A 17,056-nucleotide genomic window follows, 5' to 3' on the forward strand; every position below is an offset into this window, starting at 1 on the left:
ATAGAAACATAGTTTTTTGAAATATTAAAGACGTTTCACTTTACATTAGTATAAACATAGCTGTTTTTATAAAAAATTGACTTATTAAATTATTTTTAAAAGTCTAAAATCTATTTTCTTAATTCTATTCTCTTTTTAAAAGTTTTCAACATATATTAAAAACAACAAAAAAAGATTTTAATTAAATTTAAATTATTGATGGTTATTATAGCGTGTTAATATGTGGTATAAATTTATTTTCAAATGTTGTTTTACAAACTTATAGTAAGTTATACAAATTAATAAACACTCAAAAATTTTGCTAATTACTTCTTTTCCAAGGAAATTTTATTTTTAAAACAAATCTTATTAACACCTGTTAAAATCTTAATCCGAGATTGTTTTGTATATAACTCAATTTATAAATTTTGTTAATAACCACGTAAAAAGTATTCATAAAAAAACAATAAAATGTAATAACTAAATTTTGATTTTAAATTTAAGATTTGCATTACAAATTTTAATTTCACACCAGCAAAAAACTTATTATTTTCTATCTTAAGTTATCAACACGTAATGTTAAATTAACATTAACTGATTATCAACTCATTATCAAAAAGTATTAACAACCCTCTTTTTTCGATTGGTTTTTGTAAAAACATTAAAATAAGAAACCAATAATATTTACAAATTTACTTTATGATACGCTACATATTGATTATTTTTGTAAAACAATATTAACAACACTACTCACTATTATGACAGTATCAATTGGTAACGACCACGCGGGTCCAGACTACAAAAAAGCAATAGTTAACTATTTAGAAAGCAACAATTATCAAGTTATTAACCACGGAACAGATACTTTTGAAAGCGTAGATTATCCAGATTTTGGTCACGCTGTAGCGAATGATGTTGTAAGTAAAAAAGCAGATTTTGGAATTGTAATTTGTGGCTCTGGAAACGGAATTGCGATGTCGGCAAACAAACACCAAGATATTCGTGCCGCTTTATGTTGGACGAAAGAAATTGCGGAATTAGCGCGTCAGCATAATGATGCGAATATAATTTCTATTCCGGCACGTTATACCTCTATCCAACAAGCAGTGGAAATGGTAGCTACATTTTTAAATACCGATTTTGAAGGCGGAAGACACGCAAATAGAGTGAATAAAATTGCTTGTAAATAATATTTTGTGTTAATTCCGTCAACCAACTGACGGAATTAATATTTTTAATACTTTCCACAATTAACATTATTTAATTCATTAAATCAAACCAACATTGCTGTAAAAAGTATTAAAAGTTTAATATGATTATTTAAAAAACGTTTAAACACAGCCATTGGACAAAAATGTCGTAGAAATGTCGTAAAAAAACCATAAGACCAAATATCAATTTCATTTTAATTTTGATGAAATTTTTAAAAACATTAAAATGGAAACAATCGGATCAAAGATTTCTAAAATTAGAAAACAAAAAGGAATGTCTCAAGAAGAACTTTCTGACTTATCAAAAATTAATTTAAGAACGTTACAAAGAATTGAAAAAGACGAAAACCAACCAAGCGGCAACACATTAAGATTAATTTGTGAAACGTTACAAATTAATATTGAAGAAATTATTAATTATGGTAAAATAGAAGACAATAGTTATCTTATGTTTCTTCATTTATCTATAATTTCAAATGTAATTATTCCTTTAGGAAATATTATTTTTCCATTGATTTTGTGGCTAAACAAAAGAGAAAGCATTATAAACGTAGACAAACAAGGAAAAAATATATTAAATTTTCAAATTTTATTTTCTATAGTGAGTAATTTATTATTTTTTGTCACTGCTTATTTCAAAATATCTCATACTTTTAACACTGAAATTTTATTATACACTTCCCTTATGTTGATTGCCTTAAATACGAGTTATTCTGTCTATGCGTCAATAAAAATAAAACAAAATAAAATCAAAGAATATTACATAAATCCAATTGTTTTTGTGAAGTAAATCAAAATAAAATTTAAATAAAATTAATTTTTTGGAAAATAATGACCACAATCCAATTCATACAAAACCAAACCAATATTGCTGTAAAAAGCATTGAAGCTACGATTCAATTACTTTCGGAAGATTGCACGATTCCCTTTATTTCTCGTTATCGAAAAGATCAAACAGGAAATTTAGATGAGGTACAAATTGAGCAAATTGCTAAATTAAACAAGCAATTTATTGAAATTGTAAAACGAAAAGAAAGCATTTTAAAATCGATTGAGGAGCAAAACGCACTTTCGGCAGAATTGAAATCAAAAATCGAAAACAGTTTTGATTTACAAGAATTGGAAGATTTCTATTTGCCATATAAAAAGAAGAAAAAAACCAAAGCAGATACCGCGCGTGAAAACGGATTGGAGCCATTAGCAAAAATAATAATGTCTCAACGAAATGATGACATTGAGTTTTTGGCATCGAAATATTTAAATGAAAAAGTTGCCAATGAAGACGAAGCCCTTCAAGGCGCTCGAGATATTATTGCCGAATGGATAAACGAAAATATTTTCATTCGAAAATCGCTACGAAGAACCTTTCAGCGTAAAGCCGAAATTACCACTAAAGTAGTTAAAACCAAAAAAGACGACGAAGCCGCTCAAAAATTTAATCAATATTTTGATTGGTCTGAAAACGTAAGCAAAGCGCCATCGCACCGATTATTAGCGATGTTACGTGCTGAAGCAGAAGGTTTTATCAAGTTGAACGTAGGTTTAAATGATGACGATAAAAGCGAAGTGATTCGTTTTATGGAAGATAATTTAATCAAAACCAATAACGAAAGCGGCGAACAAATTGAAAAAGCGATAAAAGACAGTTATAAAAGATTGTTAGAACCCGCTATTTCAAACGAAACGTTGCAAGAAGCAAAAACCAAAGCCGATATAAAAGCTATTGATGTTTTTGCAGAAAATTTACGTCAGTTGTTGTTGGCGCCACCATTAGGTGAAAAACGCATTTTAGCTATTGACCCGGGTTACAGAAGTGGCTGCAAATTAGTTTGTTTGGATGAAAAAGGCGATTTATTAAACAACGAAACGGTATATCCGCACGCACCACAAAACGATAGCGCTATGGCGATGAAAAAAATCCGTTCGATGGTTAATGCATACAATATTGAAGCGATTTCTATTGGAAACGGAACCGCATCTCGAGAAACGGAGTTTTTCATTAAAAAAATTGCTTTTGATAAACCCATTCAGGTTTTTGTGGTTTCAGAAGCAGGTGCATCAGTGTACTCGGCTAGTAAAATTGCGCGCGATGAATTTCCAAATTATGATGTAACGGTGCGTGGTTCGGTTTCTATTGGAAGACGACTTTCAGATCCGTTGGCGGAATTGGTAAAAATCGATCCAAAATCTATTGGAGTTGGACAATACCAGCACGATGTAGATCAAAATAAATTAAAAGAGCAATTAGATACTGTAGTAATGAGTTGTGTAAACTCGGTAGGCATTAACGTAAATACAGCTAGTAAATCGTTGTTGAGTTATGTTTCTGGAATTGGCGAAAAAATGGCTGAAAACATTGTGGCATTTCGCACAGAAAACGGCCCTTTTGAAGACAGAAAGCAACTAAAAAAAGTACCCCGTTTGGGCGAAAAAGCGTACCAACAAGCCGCAGCATTTATTCGTATTAAAGACGGAAAAAATCCATTAGATAATTCGGCAGTGCACCCAGAAGCGTATGCAATTGTTGAAAAAATGGCTAAGGATTTAGGTGTTAAAACAACAGACTTGATTGCCAACAAAGAAAAAATAGCACAAATCCAACCAGAAAATTATATTACATCTGAAATTGGAATTTTAACACTAAAAGACGCTTTAAAAGAGTTGGAAAAACCTGGATTAGACCCAAGAAAAGCCGCTAAAGTTTTCGAGTTTGACCCGAATGTTCGCACGATAAAAGATTTAAAAAAAGGAATGATTTTACCAGGAATAGTAAATAATATTACCGCTTTTGGTTGTTTTGTGGATATCGGAACCAAAGAAAGTGGTTTGGTGCATATTTCGCAATTAAAAGCAGGATTTGTATCCGATGTAAACGAAGTGGTAAAATTACACCAACACGTGCAAGTAAAAGTGGTTGAGGTAGATGATGCAAGAAAGCGCATTCAGTTGACGATGGTATTGTAAGTATTAGAGAAATGCATTCCAAAGGAAAACATTTTTTTCTCTTTTTTTCTCTTCTTCATCGTTCCCGTAGCTCCACCAATCTTTTGTTTTGTCTTCAATAAGTGTCCTAAATTCTAAATTAGAAAACATTTTTTTAGCGGTTATAGGTTTTATTTCAGTTGGATTTGTAACGGTTAAGTTTACTTTGGTTGCTATGTAAGAAGTATATAATCTTGGTATTGTAAGACCTAAAATCATTCCAGGTAATCCATTTATTGAACAAGGTCCGCCACTAATGGTGATATCATCGGTATAAAACGCAAAAATATACACATCACCAAAAATTTTTCCAACCGCTTTACGGCAATTATAACCTGCAATTTCACGGTTTTCGTTAGTAATTCTCCATTCAATAGGCGCAATACTATCTGAAATTACAATAGTTGAACCAACCACTTGTTTTTGTGAACTCATAGAGTTTGTATTAAAATCATAATACCAACTTTTTTCTTCGTCTTGGTCTTTTTCATTTTTTGGAATTCTTGTTTTTTCGCTCCAGCGATTAAATTTGAATAAACTTTTATTGTCTGTAAAACTGTATGTCCAATAAGATGTTTTAAGTTCTGAAAGACTTTCTTTCATCATTTCATCCCAACTATTATTACTCATATTTTTCTTGACATTAGTATTTACCTCAAACTCAATTTCGGCTTTGTCAACAAATTGCTGTGCTGTTGAGCAAAAGCTAAAAAACAACATTGTTGCTACTAAATATACTGATTTCATCGCTTTTATGTTTTAATTATTGTTTATTTTTAAAATTCCAGATAAAACCAATCATAGCATAGCGTTTAAGTCTATCATTCTGTTCTTCTCCAATTACATTGCCATAGTTATATCGTTCAATTCCAATGTTTTGATTAAGAATATCTCTAACCAAAAAGTAGGCAGTAAATTCATCGTTTTTAAAAGTGCGTTGTACTCTTGCGTTCCAAATTTGATTTGTAAGATTACTCTGAAAATCATCCGTTTTTTGTCGAGTATATAAGTTATAATCTGTGCTAATTTTCCAATTTTTACTTAAATAATAGCTTGCATCTATACTTAAATTATAGGTATTAAATGAGTTTACTTCGTTGTTAAGTGACGTACTATTTCTATTATTTGAAAATTGATTATTGATGTAAAATTCATAACTTTTTTCTTCTGATTTAGAAAAATAAAACGAAAAATTTGAATTTATATTCTTTGAATTGTTCAGAACATTATTAATACTTATCATCGATTTATTATAACTAATTGAAGGATTAATTCCGGCATCCAAATCAAACTTTTTTATTTTGAAACCATATCCCATATAAAAATTACCAGAAAAATTACCGTTGGTATTGATTGCTTTAGAGGTAGTTTTTGCGTTGTCAATATCAATATCTCTGTTATAAGTAATTAAATTCGACGTAGTTCTAAAATTAACGCCTTGATACATATGAGATTCGCTCAAGATATTATAATTATTATGAGAAATATTTATACTATTTGTAAAAGATTGCTTCAAGTCAGGATTTCCAATAATTTGATTAAAAAAATCTTGATTGTTTCGCAAGGGTTGTAATTGGTCAATCGTTGGTTGCGATGTTGAGCCATTATAATTTATTCTTAAATTACCATTGTTTTTATATTTGTAAGAAAAACTTGCCGATGGAAAAAGATTGGTATAGTTTCGCTTGTACTCTTTATTGAAGGTTTGGTCAATCAAATCAAAAAAGGTAAATCCAAATCCACTACCAAAACTATAATTTATTTTTTTGGAGTTATAACTCATTATTAAATTGGGTTTGTTAACTACAATAGTTTGTTCAAATTGATTTGACAGTCCACTATTCAGTAAATCATATTGGTTCGATAAAGTTGAAAAATCATACGTTAATTGATTGTTTTTTCCCGTGTTGTAAGCAATTTGATAACCAAGTTGTAACGCCCAATTTTTAGCAATCGGCTCAGTATAAACAAGATTTACATTCGTGTTTTGAGTTGTTTTTTTGCCAATTTTATTTTGATTAAGACTTATAATAGAGGAAGAAATACCCGAAATAAAACTTTCATTATCAGATTTTAAATAATTATCAGACTCATTATTTAAACTACTCCAAGACAAGTTCATTGAAAAAGTACGACGTAATTTAGCAAATTTATGTTTGAATAAAACGGAAGCCATTAATGATTGTTTATCCGATTTTGTATCTAGATTTTTCTGACTTTTATTTTTTAAAACGCCAATTTCATCAGTAGTTGTGCCATCGGTAAATTCATTACTTGTAGTAGCATAAAAATTTGTTTTTGTATTTATTTTAATCGTATTTAACGAATCTAATTTTATATCATAAGACGCATTGAATTTATAATTGTTTCTTGTGACGTTTGTAGCGGTCGAAGTGTTTTCATTTAGTTGTGTTACACCAATTTGTGATTTATTATATCTTTTATTGTTATTAGTGTAGTTTTGATTATTAAATTTTGGCGATAAATTTAAGGTTTGTTTGTCGTTCCATTTGTTGTTGTAATGCAATCCAGCATTCGTGTTTTTTATAAAACCATTTTGTGTATCCACTTGAGGTTCGTCATCATTATTGCCTCCAATCCATTGGTAACTTACATTTCCATCATCATCCATATTCATCGTAACATCGCTGTTTTCACCACCAAATTTATCGCTATCCTCCCAATCTAAACCGTCCTGACCCGTATTTCCATTTAATAAAAAAGCCGAAATTTTCCTTTTTCCTTTAAACGCACTTAACATCAAATTACTGTTATACCTTGGGTCTTGGTCTTCTAATGGTCCAGCAGAGTTGTCTATTTTTCCAAAACGGCCTTTCTTTTTATCTTCTTTAAGTTTCAGATTTATTGTTTTTTGACTTTTCCCATCGTCTATTCCTGTAAATTCTGCTTGATCACTTTTTTTATCAAATACTTGTACTGTTTTAACCGCATCGGCACGAAGATTTTTTGTTGCCATTCCTGGGTCGTCACCAAAAAATTCTTCACCATCCACTAGAACTTTTTTAACCGATTCGCCCATTGCTTTGATTTCTCCATTTTTATCAACTTGAATGCCAGGAAGTTTTTTTAGTAATTCTTCCACATTTGCGTTTACATCAACTTTATAATCACTTGCTCTATAGCTAGTTGTGTCACCTTTAATTCGTATTGAACCGCCTTTAATAATTACTTCTTCTATTAATTTACTTTTGCTAAATAACCCAATTGTTTCTAGGTTATTTTCATTTTCTTTTATTTCTACTTCATCTACATAATCAGCAAATAGACTGTTTGAAATGCTTAAAATATATTTTCCTGATTTGATGTTTTTAATTAAAAACTTACCTTCTTTATCAGACCTTGTAAATCGATACAAAATAGAATCTTTTGGCGTTATTAAAGCAATTACTGCATTTTCAACAGGATTTTTTTCTAAATCATTTACTCGCCCAGAAAGGGTTCCTTTTTGAGAAAAGGAAGAAATAGAAAAAAATAGGAAAGCAACACGTAAACAATTACATTTTAACATAATATTTTTTTAGGGCATACAAAAAAACCACGGTTCTTTCCAACAAAAATAAGGAAACAGTTGTAATTTCAATGGGTTTAACAATTAATTAAACGAGTTTTATTAAAAAATATTTTACTAAAGCGTAAACTTTTTACTATAATTCAAGAAATAACCTAAAATAAAAAATTCCAAATCCCAAGTTTTTAAATTTGGAATTTGGAATTTTTATATTGGAATTTTTAAAAATTTATTCTTTTGTTTCTTCTTCTTTTTTAACTACTGGAGTTTCATCTTCACCTTTAGCCGCTTTTTTAAATTCCTTGATACCGCCACCAAGTCCTTTCATTAATTCTGGAATTTTTTTACCTCCAAAAAATAAGACAACAACAGCAATAATAATAATCCACTCTGTTCCACCAATGGCTCCTAAAGTTATATATAAAGAATTCATTTTGTTTAAATTTTAAATTTATACCACAAAGGTACATAAAAAAATAAAACACAAATAAAATTATTCTTTTTTATTGGCACAACTTGTCCCGAATCTCAAGATTTACTAATTGGCACATTCGCTAATTGTATTATATTTGTATAAAATCAGTTGATTTGTCTCAAAAAAAGACTAAAAAACAAAACCGACAAGTATGTCAATAAAAGCATTTGCAGCTAAAATACTCGCTAAATATTCTCATTTTCAAACGCAAAAATGGGCGAACGAACCTGTTGCATCACAAGAAAAGGTATTTCAATCCTTATTGCGTGAAGCGAAAAACACGCAATTTGGAAAAGAGCATAACTTTTTAACCATTAAATCATTTGAAGATTTTGCGAAACAAGTTCCTGTTCGAGATTATGAACAATTGAAATCATACGTTGATAAAGTTGTTGCTGGTGAATCGAATGTTTTATGGAAAGGAAAACCGTTGTATTTTGCCAAAACTTCAGGAACAACTTCAGGTGCGAAATACATTCCACTAACAAAAGAATCAATGCCATTTCATATTAAAGCGGCAAAAAATGCGATTTTAAGTTACATTCACGAAACCGGAAAAGCCGATTTTGTTGACGGAAAAATGATTTTTTTACAAGGAAGTCCAGAAATGGATGAAAAAAACGGAATTAAATTAGGTAGACTTTCAGGTATTGTAGCGCATTTCGTCCCAAAATATTTACAAAAAAACCGATTACCAAGTTGGAAAACCAATTGTATTGAAGATTGGGAAACTAAAGTAGATGCGATTGTAGAAGAAACCATTCATCAAAATATGACGGTTATTTCTGGTATTCCAAGTTGGGTACAAATGTATTTCGAAAAATTAAAAACAAAATCGAATTTACCTGTTGGCGAGTTGTTTAAAAATTTTAATTTATTCATTTATGGCGGGGTGAATTATGAACCGTATCGTGCTAAATTTCAACAATTAATAGGCAGAAAAGTAGATTCAATTGAATTATTTCCTGCATCTGAAGGCTTTTTTGCCTATCAAGATTCGCAAACCGAAAAAGGAATGTTATTACTTCTGAATTCGGGAATTTTCTATGAATTTATTAAAGATGATGAATTTTTTACCGAAAACCCTAAACGTCTCACAATAAGCGAAGTAGAAATTGGCGTAAATTATGTTTTAATTATTTCTACCAACGCCGGACTTTGGGCATACAATATTGGCGATACTGTTGCGTTTACTTCTACAAAACCCTATCGAATTATTGTTACCGGAAGAATTAAACATTACATTTCTGCTTTTGGCGAACACGTGATTGGCAAAGAAGTGGAAACCGCTTTGCAAAACGCCATTTCGGGAACAAATATAAGCGTAAATGAGTTTACAGTTGCGCCACAAATTAATCCGAAAAGCGGTTTACCGTATCACGAATGGTTAATAGAATTTGATTCGGAACCAGAAGATTTGGAAACTTTTGCATTAAAAATTGATGCAGAAATGCGCCAACAAAATGTGTATTACGACGATTTAATAAAAGGTAATGTGTTGCGAACACTTGTGATTACGAAAGTGGCAAAAAATGGTTTTCAAAACTATATGAAATCCATCGGAAAATTAGGCGGACAAAATAAATTACCAAGATTAAGCAACGACAGAAAAATTGCTGATTTTTTAACGTTGTAAATGAAGAAATTATTAACTTTCTATACACAAAAAGCGAACGAAAACGGACTAAAGAATAAATTTATTACCTTTGTTGGTTATAAAATAGAAATTAATGAGAGACATTAAAAACATTTCGCGTTCTCGGGCGCAAGAATCGTCGGCAGCTATCGAACGATTGTACATTACTATGCGACACTTATTTAACAGAGGTTTTTACAAACCAATGGGTGTTTCAGGAGAAACCTTACGTGAAGCTTTATTATCCTTACGACCAGAAATTTATGGTTCCATTGCAGAAGAAAAAGTAGAGTTAAATGGATTATTATACGTGATTGAGCGTTTGCCAGTAGGTATCGAGCAATGTCGTTATATCAATTTAACGTCGGACGAAGGGTATGCGAATTCGCACTTTAAAGCCATTGTTCCACCAAAAAGAAGAAGAAATTGTTATCGTATTGACGAGGAACAAATGAACATTGAAATTACACGTGGTCGTTCGGATATTTATGATATTTTAACGCATTTGACGTTTATTTTTATCGAATCGCATAAAATTAAAGATAGAGTTTTAATTGACGACGAAGGTTTGGTATCTCGCGATTGGCAAAAACTGGAACAATTCGCCCTTCAAACTAAAAAACTAACACCTATAGATAGAGAAATTGCGATGTCGCACTTGTCTAATGTTTTAGGAAGAACCTTTGCGGAAGTGCAAGATATTTATGATGGGTTTGCCACAACTGAAGCGCCTGAACGTTTTTTACAAATTGTATATTGGTTAGGGAAAATTGCAATTGAAGAAATTGTAGACAATAACAAACGCACGATTACTTTTAGTCCGATTTTAAGAGAACGATTAGGGCATCATATTTACGGAGAAATTTGGGCAAACAACATTAAAGAAACACTTAGCAAAAACAATTTATTAGAAAGACCGATTCATATAATTAGTGCGAATATGCACAGTGTAATGAATTCTGTTTTTGCACCTGCGGTTTTAGCAACAAAATATAAAGGAAAAGAAGCGTTTCAAATTTATGAAGACTTAAGTTCGTCTTCTCACAAAGAGTTACGTAAAAAAGTGGAAGATGTTGCGTTACAAAACGGAATGATTTCGCTGCCAGATACTTCAGGGACAAATATTGATGTGCAGATTTTTGACACTGCGAAATTCGATTGGAAAAAAACAGCTTTTCCATCAGCAACAATAAAGGAAAAACCAGTACTTATTGTAATGGATTATGCTTTTGGAGAACAAGCGTACGAAACCATTGATGAGCTTTTAAAGCCGTATAAAGTTGATAAAACCAAGACGTTATTAAATGTGGAATCGGTTTCTATAATGGGTAAAGCCGGAATTTTAGAAGGTGGAAAAGGCGACATTATGATTCCAAACGCACACGTGAATGAAGGAACTGCAGATAATTATCATTTCGAAAACGAACTTACAAAAGAAATGTTCGAAGGAAATGGAATACCTGTTTTTTCAGGACCTATGATAACGGTTTTAGGAACGTCTTTACAAAATAGAGATTTACTAAAATTTTTCCACGAATCAACCTGGGAAGCCATTGGTTTAGAAATGGAAGGTTCGTATTATCAAAAAGCCATTCAATCTGCTTCAAGAATTAGAAAAAGCATAAACACCAATGTAAAAGTAAGATATGCGTATTATGCCTCAGACAACCCTTTAGAAACAGGAAGCACATTAGCTTCTGGAGGATTAGGAACCACTGGTGTAAAACCAACGTATTTAATTACCATTAAAATATTAGAACAAATTTTTAACGTAAACTAAAAATATGAGTACAAATTCTCAAGAGCAGGAAATTGATTTAAGCCAAATTGGAAAAAGCATTTCAAAAGGGTTTCAAAAAGCGGTAAACAGATGTTTCGATTTGTTGTTTTTTATACAAAAGAAATTTTTAATTGTATTTGTTTTATTAGTAATTGGGGGCGGTTTAGGTTTTTATTTAGATAAAGAACCTAACTATACAAATGATATTGTGGTGATTCCTAATTTTGGTAGTAACGAGTATTTGTACGATAAAATTGATTTAATTACTTTAAAATTAAAAGAAAAAGACGAGGCTTTTTTTACTAAAATTGGAATAAATAATATAAAAGATTTTATTTCTATTGAAATTCAGCCCATAAACGGAATCTATAATTTTATAAATTCGGAAAGCCAAAAAAATAATTTTGAATTGGTTAAATTAATGGCTGAAGATGGTGATGTAGATAAAATTATACAAGACCAAACAACCAGTAAAAACTATTATTTACACAGTATAAACATTAAAACCGCTATTGCTTTTCAGCAAAAAGACTTAATAGATCCCATATTGAATTTTTTACAACAGTCGGAATACTTTGCTAAACTTCATAAAATTCACCAAAAAAATTTAGAAGAAAAATTAGTAGCTAACATTAAAATAATTTCTCAGATTGATCAAATTCTTTTAAGTTTAAGTCAAAATAAAACCAGCGTTGGCGTTTCTATTTCTGAAAACACGGGTTTAAGTGATTTAATTAAAAAAAAGGACGATTTAATTATAGAAAATCAAAGGCTAGCTGCAAATAGATTAGAATTTGAAAAAATCATTAAAGACCAAGATATTTTATTAAACCAAATGAATACAAGCGGCGCAAACAATAAAATGAAGTTTATTTTACCGTTATTACTTGTATTATTTTATTTATTAGGGTATTGGTTTTCAAAAGTATATAAACAGCAAAAACAAAGAATTAAAGCATAATGAAACACATTTTAGTAACTGGCGGAGCTGGATTTATTGGAGCAAATTTTGTCCCTTATTTTATAGAGAATAATCCTGATTATCATTTGGTAAATTTAGACGCATTAACCTATGCGGGAAATTTAGAAAACGTATCAGAAGTTGAAAATCACGAACGTTATACCTTTGTTAAAGGTGATATTGTAGATGGAGAATTCATAAAAAAATTATTTGATAAATATCATTTTCATGATGTAATTCATTTCGCCGCAGAAAGCCATGTAGATAATTCTATTTCTGGTCCTGAAGCGTTTATTAAAACCAATGTTTTAGGAACATTTAACCTGTTAGATACCGCTAGAAAACTTTGGATGTCTGCGCCAAATCAATACAATCCAGACTTTGTAAACGCGCGTTTTCACCACGTTTCTACTGATGAGGTATATGGAACATTAGGCGAAACAGGCTTGTTTGAAGAAACCACGCCTTATGCGCCAAATAGCCCTTATTCTGCTTCAAAAGCGGGTTCAGATATGATAGTTCGTAGCTATTTTCACACCTATGGAATGAATGTGGTTACTTCAAATTGTTCCAATAATTACGGTCCAAAACAACATAACGAAAAGTTAATTCCTACAATTATTCGTAAAGCATTGGCTGGAGAAAACATTCCAATTTACGGAGACGGAAAAAACGTACGCGATTGGTTATATGTTTTAGACCATTGCAAAGGAATTGAACTGGCTTTTAAAACCGGTAAATCAGGAGAAACGTATAATATTGGAGGAAGAAATGAACGTAATAATTTACAAATTGTAGATACCGTTTGTAACATTTTAAACCAATTAAAACCAAAAGCAACAGGAAAATATCAAGATCAAATTACATTTGTAAAAGACCGTCCTGGTCACGATTTACGATATGCTATCGACGCAACCAAAATCGAAACAGAACTAGGCTGGAAAGCAGATGAAAATTTTGAAACAGGAATTAAAAAAACAATTGAATGGTATATTAACAAGTTTTAAGTTTTAAGATTTAGTTGAGTCATTCAACTTTTTACTTTTTACTTTTTACTTTTTACTTTTAAATTTATGAAAGGAATTATATTAGCAGGAGGCTCAGGAACGCGTTTACATCCGTTAACATTAGCGGTAAGTAAACAATTGATGCCAATTTATGACAAACCTATGATTTACTATCCATTATCAACTTTGATGTGGGCAGGAATCAATGAAATATTAATTATTTCTACACCTCACGATTTGCCTTTATTTCAACATTTATTAGGAGACGGAAGTCAATTAGGCTGTCGTTTTGAATATGCTGTACAAGAACACCCAAATGGTTTAGCAGAAGCATTTATAATTGGAAAAGAATTTGTAGGTAACGATAAAGTAGCCTTAGTTTTAGGCGACAATATATTTTACGGAACTGGATTGGCCGAATTACTTCAAGCTAATAACAATCCAGACGGCGGAATTGTTTACGCCTATCACGTACAAGATCCTGAACGTTATGGAGTAGTAGAATTTGACACAACTGGCAAAGTACTTTCTATAGAAGAAAAACCTACAGAACCTAAATCAAACTATGCTGTTCCTGGAATTTATTTTTACGATAATACCGTAATAGAAATTGCAGCGAACATTCAGCCAAGTCACCGAGGTGAATTAGAAATCACTGATATCAACAAAGCCTATTTAGAACAAGGAAAATTAAAAGTTAGTATTTTGGATAGAGGAACTGCTTGGTTAGACACAGGAACATTTCAGTCCTTGATGCAAGCAGGGCAATTCGTTCAAGTCATTGAAGAGCGCCAAGGATTAAAAATTGGAGCCATCGAAGAAGCTGCATATAAAATGGGATTTATCAATGCCGACCAATTGAAAAAATTAGCAGAACCCTTATTAAAAAGTGGTTACGGAACGCATTTAATGAGTATTATATAAAATTAATTGGCACATTGCCATATTGTCAAATTGACGAATTGAATTAATGAAATTTATAGAAACCAAATTAAAAGGATGTTATGTCCTTGAGCCAAATATAATAAAAGACGAACGCGGTTACTTTATGGAAAGTTTCAATGAGAAAACATTCAGCGAAGGCGTGGGTCAAAAAGTAACTTTTGTACAAGACAATCAGTCATTTTCTTCAAAAGGAGTTTTAAGAGGATTACATTATCAAACCGGAGACCATTCGCAAGCTAAATTAGTTCGTGTTTTACAAGGTGAAGTATTAGATGTGGCAGTAGATTTAAGACCTAATTCTGAAACTTTCGGAAAATATGAAGCGGTTTTTTTATCGGCAGAAAACCAAAAACAATTCTTTATTCCAAGAGGTTTTGCCCATGGATTTTTAGTGTTAAGCGAAACTGCGACTTTTTTTTACAAATGCGATAATTTCTACAACAAAGACTCAGAAGGAGGTTTGTTATTTAACGACACCACAGTAAATATCGATTGGAATTTTCCAATTGAACAACTGATTATTTCAGAAAAAGACCAAATTTTGCCCACTTTAGACCACGCAAAAAAAGTATGGTAGTTTTAGTAACAGGTGCGAACGGACAATTAGGACAAGCTATTCAGTCGGTTGTTGGAAATTATCCTTCAATCGATTTTGTATTTTGTTCTTCATCAGAATTAAACATTACTGATAAAAATAATTGCGAAACCATTTTCGAAAAATATAAACCACAATTTTGTATTAATGCCGCTGCTTATACGGCTGTTGACAAAGCAGAATCTGAACAAGAAAAAGCATACGCTATAAATGTTACAGGTGCGCAAAATTTAGCTGCCGTTTGTAAATTAAATAATACAACTTTATTACACGTTTCAACCGATTTTGTTTTCGACGGATTAGCAACTCAACCTTATTCAGAAGAAGCCATTCCAAATCCAACAGGTGTTTATGGAGTAACCAAATTACAAGGCGAACAAGCCATACAAAACACTTTGGAGAAGCATTTTATCATTAGAACATCTTGGGTTTATTCGCAATTTGCAAATAATTTTATGAAAACTATGTTGCGATTGGCATCGGAAAGAGAAAGTTTATCTGTAGTTTCAGACCAAATTGGCACACCAACAAACGCTGTGGATTTAGCAGAATGTATATTAAACATCATCACTTTCGACTTTCGACTTTCGACTTTCGATTGTTATGGAATTTACAATTTCAGTAACGAAGGACAATGTTCTTGGTACGATTTTGCCAAAGAAATATTTAAAGTACATAACATTTCTATAAATTTACAACCTATTCCAACAACCGCTTATCCCACACCTGCAAAAAGACCGGCATATAGTGTTTTGGATAAAAGTAAGATAAAGCAAGTTTTTAGTGTTGAAATTAAGAGTTGGCAAGACAGTTTAAAAAGAATTTGAAAAAATTAGCAATTATTGGCGCTAGCTACTTACAGCTTCCTTTAGTAAAAAAAGCTAAAGAAATGGGTATAGAAACACATTGTTTTGCTTGGCCTGAAGGGGCTGTATGTAAAGAAATTGCTGATTATTTTTATCCAATTTCAATTTTAGAAAAAGAAGCCATTTTAAAAGAATGCATTCAAATTAATATTGATGGAATTACCACAATTGCTACAGATATGGCCGTACCAACTATCTGTTATGTGGCGGAAAAAATGAATTTAATCTCAAATAGTTTTGTTTCTTCATTAGTTTCTACAAACAAATGGGATATGAGAAAAGCTTTTAAAAAAGGTAATTGTTCCATTCCTAAGTTTATTGAAGCAGATAATAGTAAAGTAAATACTAAAGGCTTCAATTTTCCGCTTATAGTAAAACCAGTAGATAGATCAGGTAGTAGAGGTGTAAAAAAAGTGATGTTTGAAAACGAATTATCCGAAGCTATAAATTATGCTATTACAGAATCATTTTCTAAAAAAGCAATTGTTGAAGAATATATTGAAGGAGATGAAGTGAGTGTAGAAACTATTTCTTGGAAAGGCGAACACACCATTTTAGCTATTACTGACAAAGTAACAACAGGAGCGCCACATTTCGTAGAATTAGCACATCATCAGCCATCGGGTTTACCAAAAGAAATTCAGAATAAAATAAAAGCAGAAACCATTAAATGTTTAAATGCATTAGATATTAATTTTGGTGCTGGACATTCTGAATTTAAAATTACATCAACTGGAGAAGTATATATTATTGAAGTTGGAGCCAGAATGGGTGGCGATTTTATTGGTTCTCATTTAGTAGAATTATCTACAGGATATGATTTTTTAGAAGGCGTAATTAATATTGCCTTAGGGAAATATAAGCTTCCAGTTTTAAAAACTAATAATTTTTCTGGAGTTTATTTCTTATGTAAAGAAACGGAACAAATTTTACCTTATTTTAGCCAAGAAAATAATTTTGATATTCAAAAAGAAATTCAAAACACAGCATTAAAAAACATCACAAATAGCAACGACAGGTCGGGTTATTTAATTTATCAAGCTAAAAATAAAGTTTGCATGTAAATTTATTTATATTTGTAAAAACAATT

General features: G+C 31.1%; 14 protein-coding genes. 11 read left to right on the forward strand and 3 right to left on the reverse strand.

The features are described from left to right. Positions 1 to 737: 737 nt before the first annotated feature. The 3 genes from rpiB to ACIQ11_RS00015 all read left to right on the forward strand — a co-directional run bounded on the left by rpiB (position 738) and on the right by ACIQ11_RS00015 (position 4,154). Positions 738 to 1,169: a ribose 5-phosphate isomerase B gene (gene rpiB / locus ACIQ11_RS00005; protein ID WP_396151620.1), complete on the forward strand. Its 432-nt coding sequence runs from the start codon at positions 738 to 740 to the stop codon at positions 1,167 to 1,169. Positions 1,170 to 1,416: 247 nt separating this feature from the next. Beyond that, positions 1,417 to 1,980: a DUF4870 domain-containing protein gene (locus ACIQ11_RS00010; protein WP_396151622.1), complete on the forward strand. Its 564-nt coding sequence runs from the start codon at positions 1,417 to 1,419 to the stop codon at positions 1,978 to 1,980. A gap of 41 nt (positions 1,981 to 2,021) precedes the next feature. Then, positions 2,022 to 4,154: a Tex family protein gene (locus ACIQ11_RS00015; protein WP_396151624.1), complete on the forward strand. Its 2,133-nt coding sequence runs from the start codon at positions 2,022 to 2,024 to the stop codon at positions 4,152 to 4,154. Positions 4,155 to 4,157: 3 nt separating this feature from the next. Here ACIQ11_RS00015 and ACIQ11_RS00020 read toward each other — a convergent pair whose 3' ends face one another. The 3 genes from ACIQ11_RS00020 to ACIQ11_RS00030 all read right to left on the reverse strand — a co-directional run bounded on the left by ACIQ11_RS00020 (position 4,158) and on the right by ACIQ11_RS00030 (position 8,134). Beyond that, a complete protein-coding gene (locus ACIQ11_RS00020; RefSeq protein WP_396151626.1) occupies positions 4,158 to 4,919 on the reverse strand; it encodes a GLPGLI family protein in 762 nt (253 codons plus the stop codon). Between the two features lie 16 nt (positions 4,920 to 4,935). Beyond that, a complete protein-coding gene (locus ACIQ11_RS00025; RefSeq protein ID WP_396151628.1) occupies positions 4,936 to 7,701 on the reverse strand; it encodes an outer membrane beta-barrel protein in 2,766 nt (921 codons plus the stop codon). A 229-nt stretch (positions 7,702 to 7,930) separates the two neighbouring features. Further along, positions 7,931 to 8,134 (reverse strand): twin-arginine translocase TatA/TatE family subunit, encoded by a 204-nt coding sequence (locus ACIQ11_RS00030; RefSeq protein ID WP_291242553.1) that lies wholly within the window; start codon positions 8,132 to 8,134, stop codon positions 7,931 to 7,933. A 193-nt stretch (positions 8,135 to 8,327) separates the two neighbouring features. On the opposite strand from ACIQ11_RS00030, the gene ACIQ11_RS00035 reads away from it, so the two are divergent. From ACIQ11_RS00035 to ACIQ11_RS00070, 8 genes are all read left to right on the forward strand, one after another. Next, a complete protein-coding gene (locus ACIQ11_RS00035; RefSeq protein WP_396151630.1) occupies positions 8,328 to 9,812 on the forward strand; it encodes a GH3 auxin-responsive promoter family protein in 1,485 nt (494 codons plus the stop codon). Between the two features lie 94 nt (positions 9,813 to 9,906). Next, positions 9,907 to 11,592 (forward strand): DUF6909 family protein, encoded by a 1,686-nt coding sequence (locus ACIQ11_RS00040; RefSeq protein WP_396151632.1) that lies wholly within the window; start codon positions 9,907 to 9,909, stop codon positions 11,590 to 11,592. Between the two features lie 4 nt (positions 11,593 to 11,596). Beyond that, on the forward strand, positions 11,597 to 12,553 hold the full coding sequence (locus ACIQ11_RS00045; protein ID WP_396151634.1) for a hypothetical protein: 957 nt from the start codon (positions 11,597 to 11,599) through the stop codon (positions 12,551 to 12,553). Beyond that, a complete protein-coding gene (rfbB, locus tag ACIQ11_RS00050; RefSeq protein WP_396151636.1) occupies positions 12,553 to 13,560 on the forward strand; it encodes a dTDP-glucose 4,6-dehydratase in 1,008 nt (335 codons plus the stop codon). The genes ACIQ11_RS00045 and rfbB overlap by 1 nt, the downstream gene beginning before the upstream one ends. A gap of 66 nt (positions 13,561 to 13,626) precedes the next feature. Beyond that, positions 13,627 to 14,484: a glucose-1-phosphate thymidylyltransferase RfbA gene (gene rfbA, locus ACIQ11_RS00055; RefSeq protein ID WP_396151638.1), complete on the forward strand. Its 858-nt coding sequence runs from the start codon at positions 13,627 to 13,629 to the stop codon at positions 14,482 to 14,484. Between the two features lie 46 nt (positions 14,485 to 14,530). Continuing rightward, complete coding sequence (gene rfbC / locus ACIQ11_RS00060; protein ID WP_396151640.1) at positions 14,531 to 15,082, forward strand: dTDP-4-dehydrorhamnose 3,5-epimerase; 552 nt, start codon at positions 14,531 to 14,533, stop codon at positions 15,080 to 15,082. Further along, a complete protein-coding gene (rfbD, locus tag ACIQ11_RS00065) occupies positions 15,076 to 15,927 on the forward strand; it encodes a dTDP-4-dehydrorhamnose reductase (RefSeq protein WP_396151642.1) in 852 nt (283 codons plus the stop codon). The genes rfbC and rfbD overlap by 7 nt, the downstream gene beginning before the upstream one ends. Further along, positions 15,924 to 17,030 (forward strand): acetyl-CoA carboxylase biotin carboxylase subunit family protein, encoded by a 1,107-nt coding sequence (locus tag ACIQ11_RS00070; protein WP_396151644.1) that lies wholly within the window; start codon positions 15,924 to 15,926, stop codon positions 17,028 to 17,030. The genes rfbD and ACIQ11_RS00070 overlap by 4 nt, the downstream gene beginning before the upstream one ends. Positions 17,031 to 17,056: the final 26 nt, after the last annotated feature.

This window comes from Flavobacterium sp. (assembly GCF_044361065.1).
Classification (GTDB): Bacteria; Bacteroidota; Bacteroidia; order Flavobacteriales; family Flavobacteriaceae; genus Flavobacterium.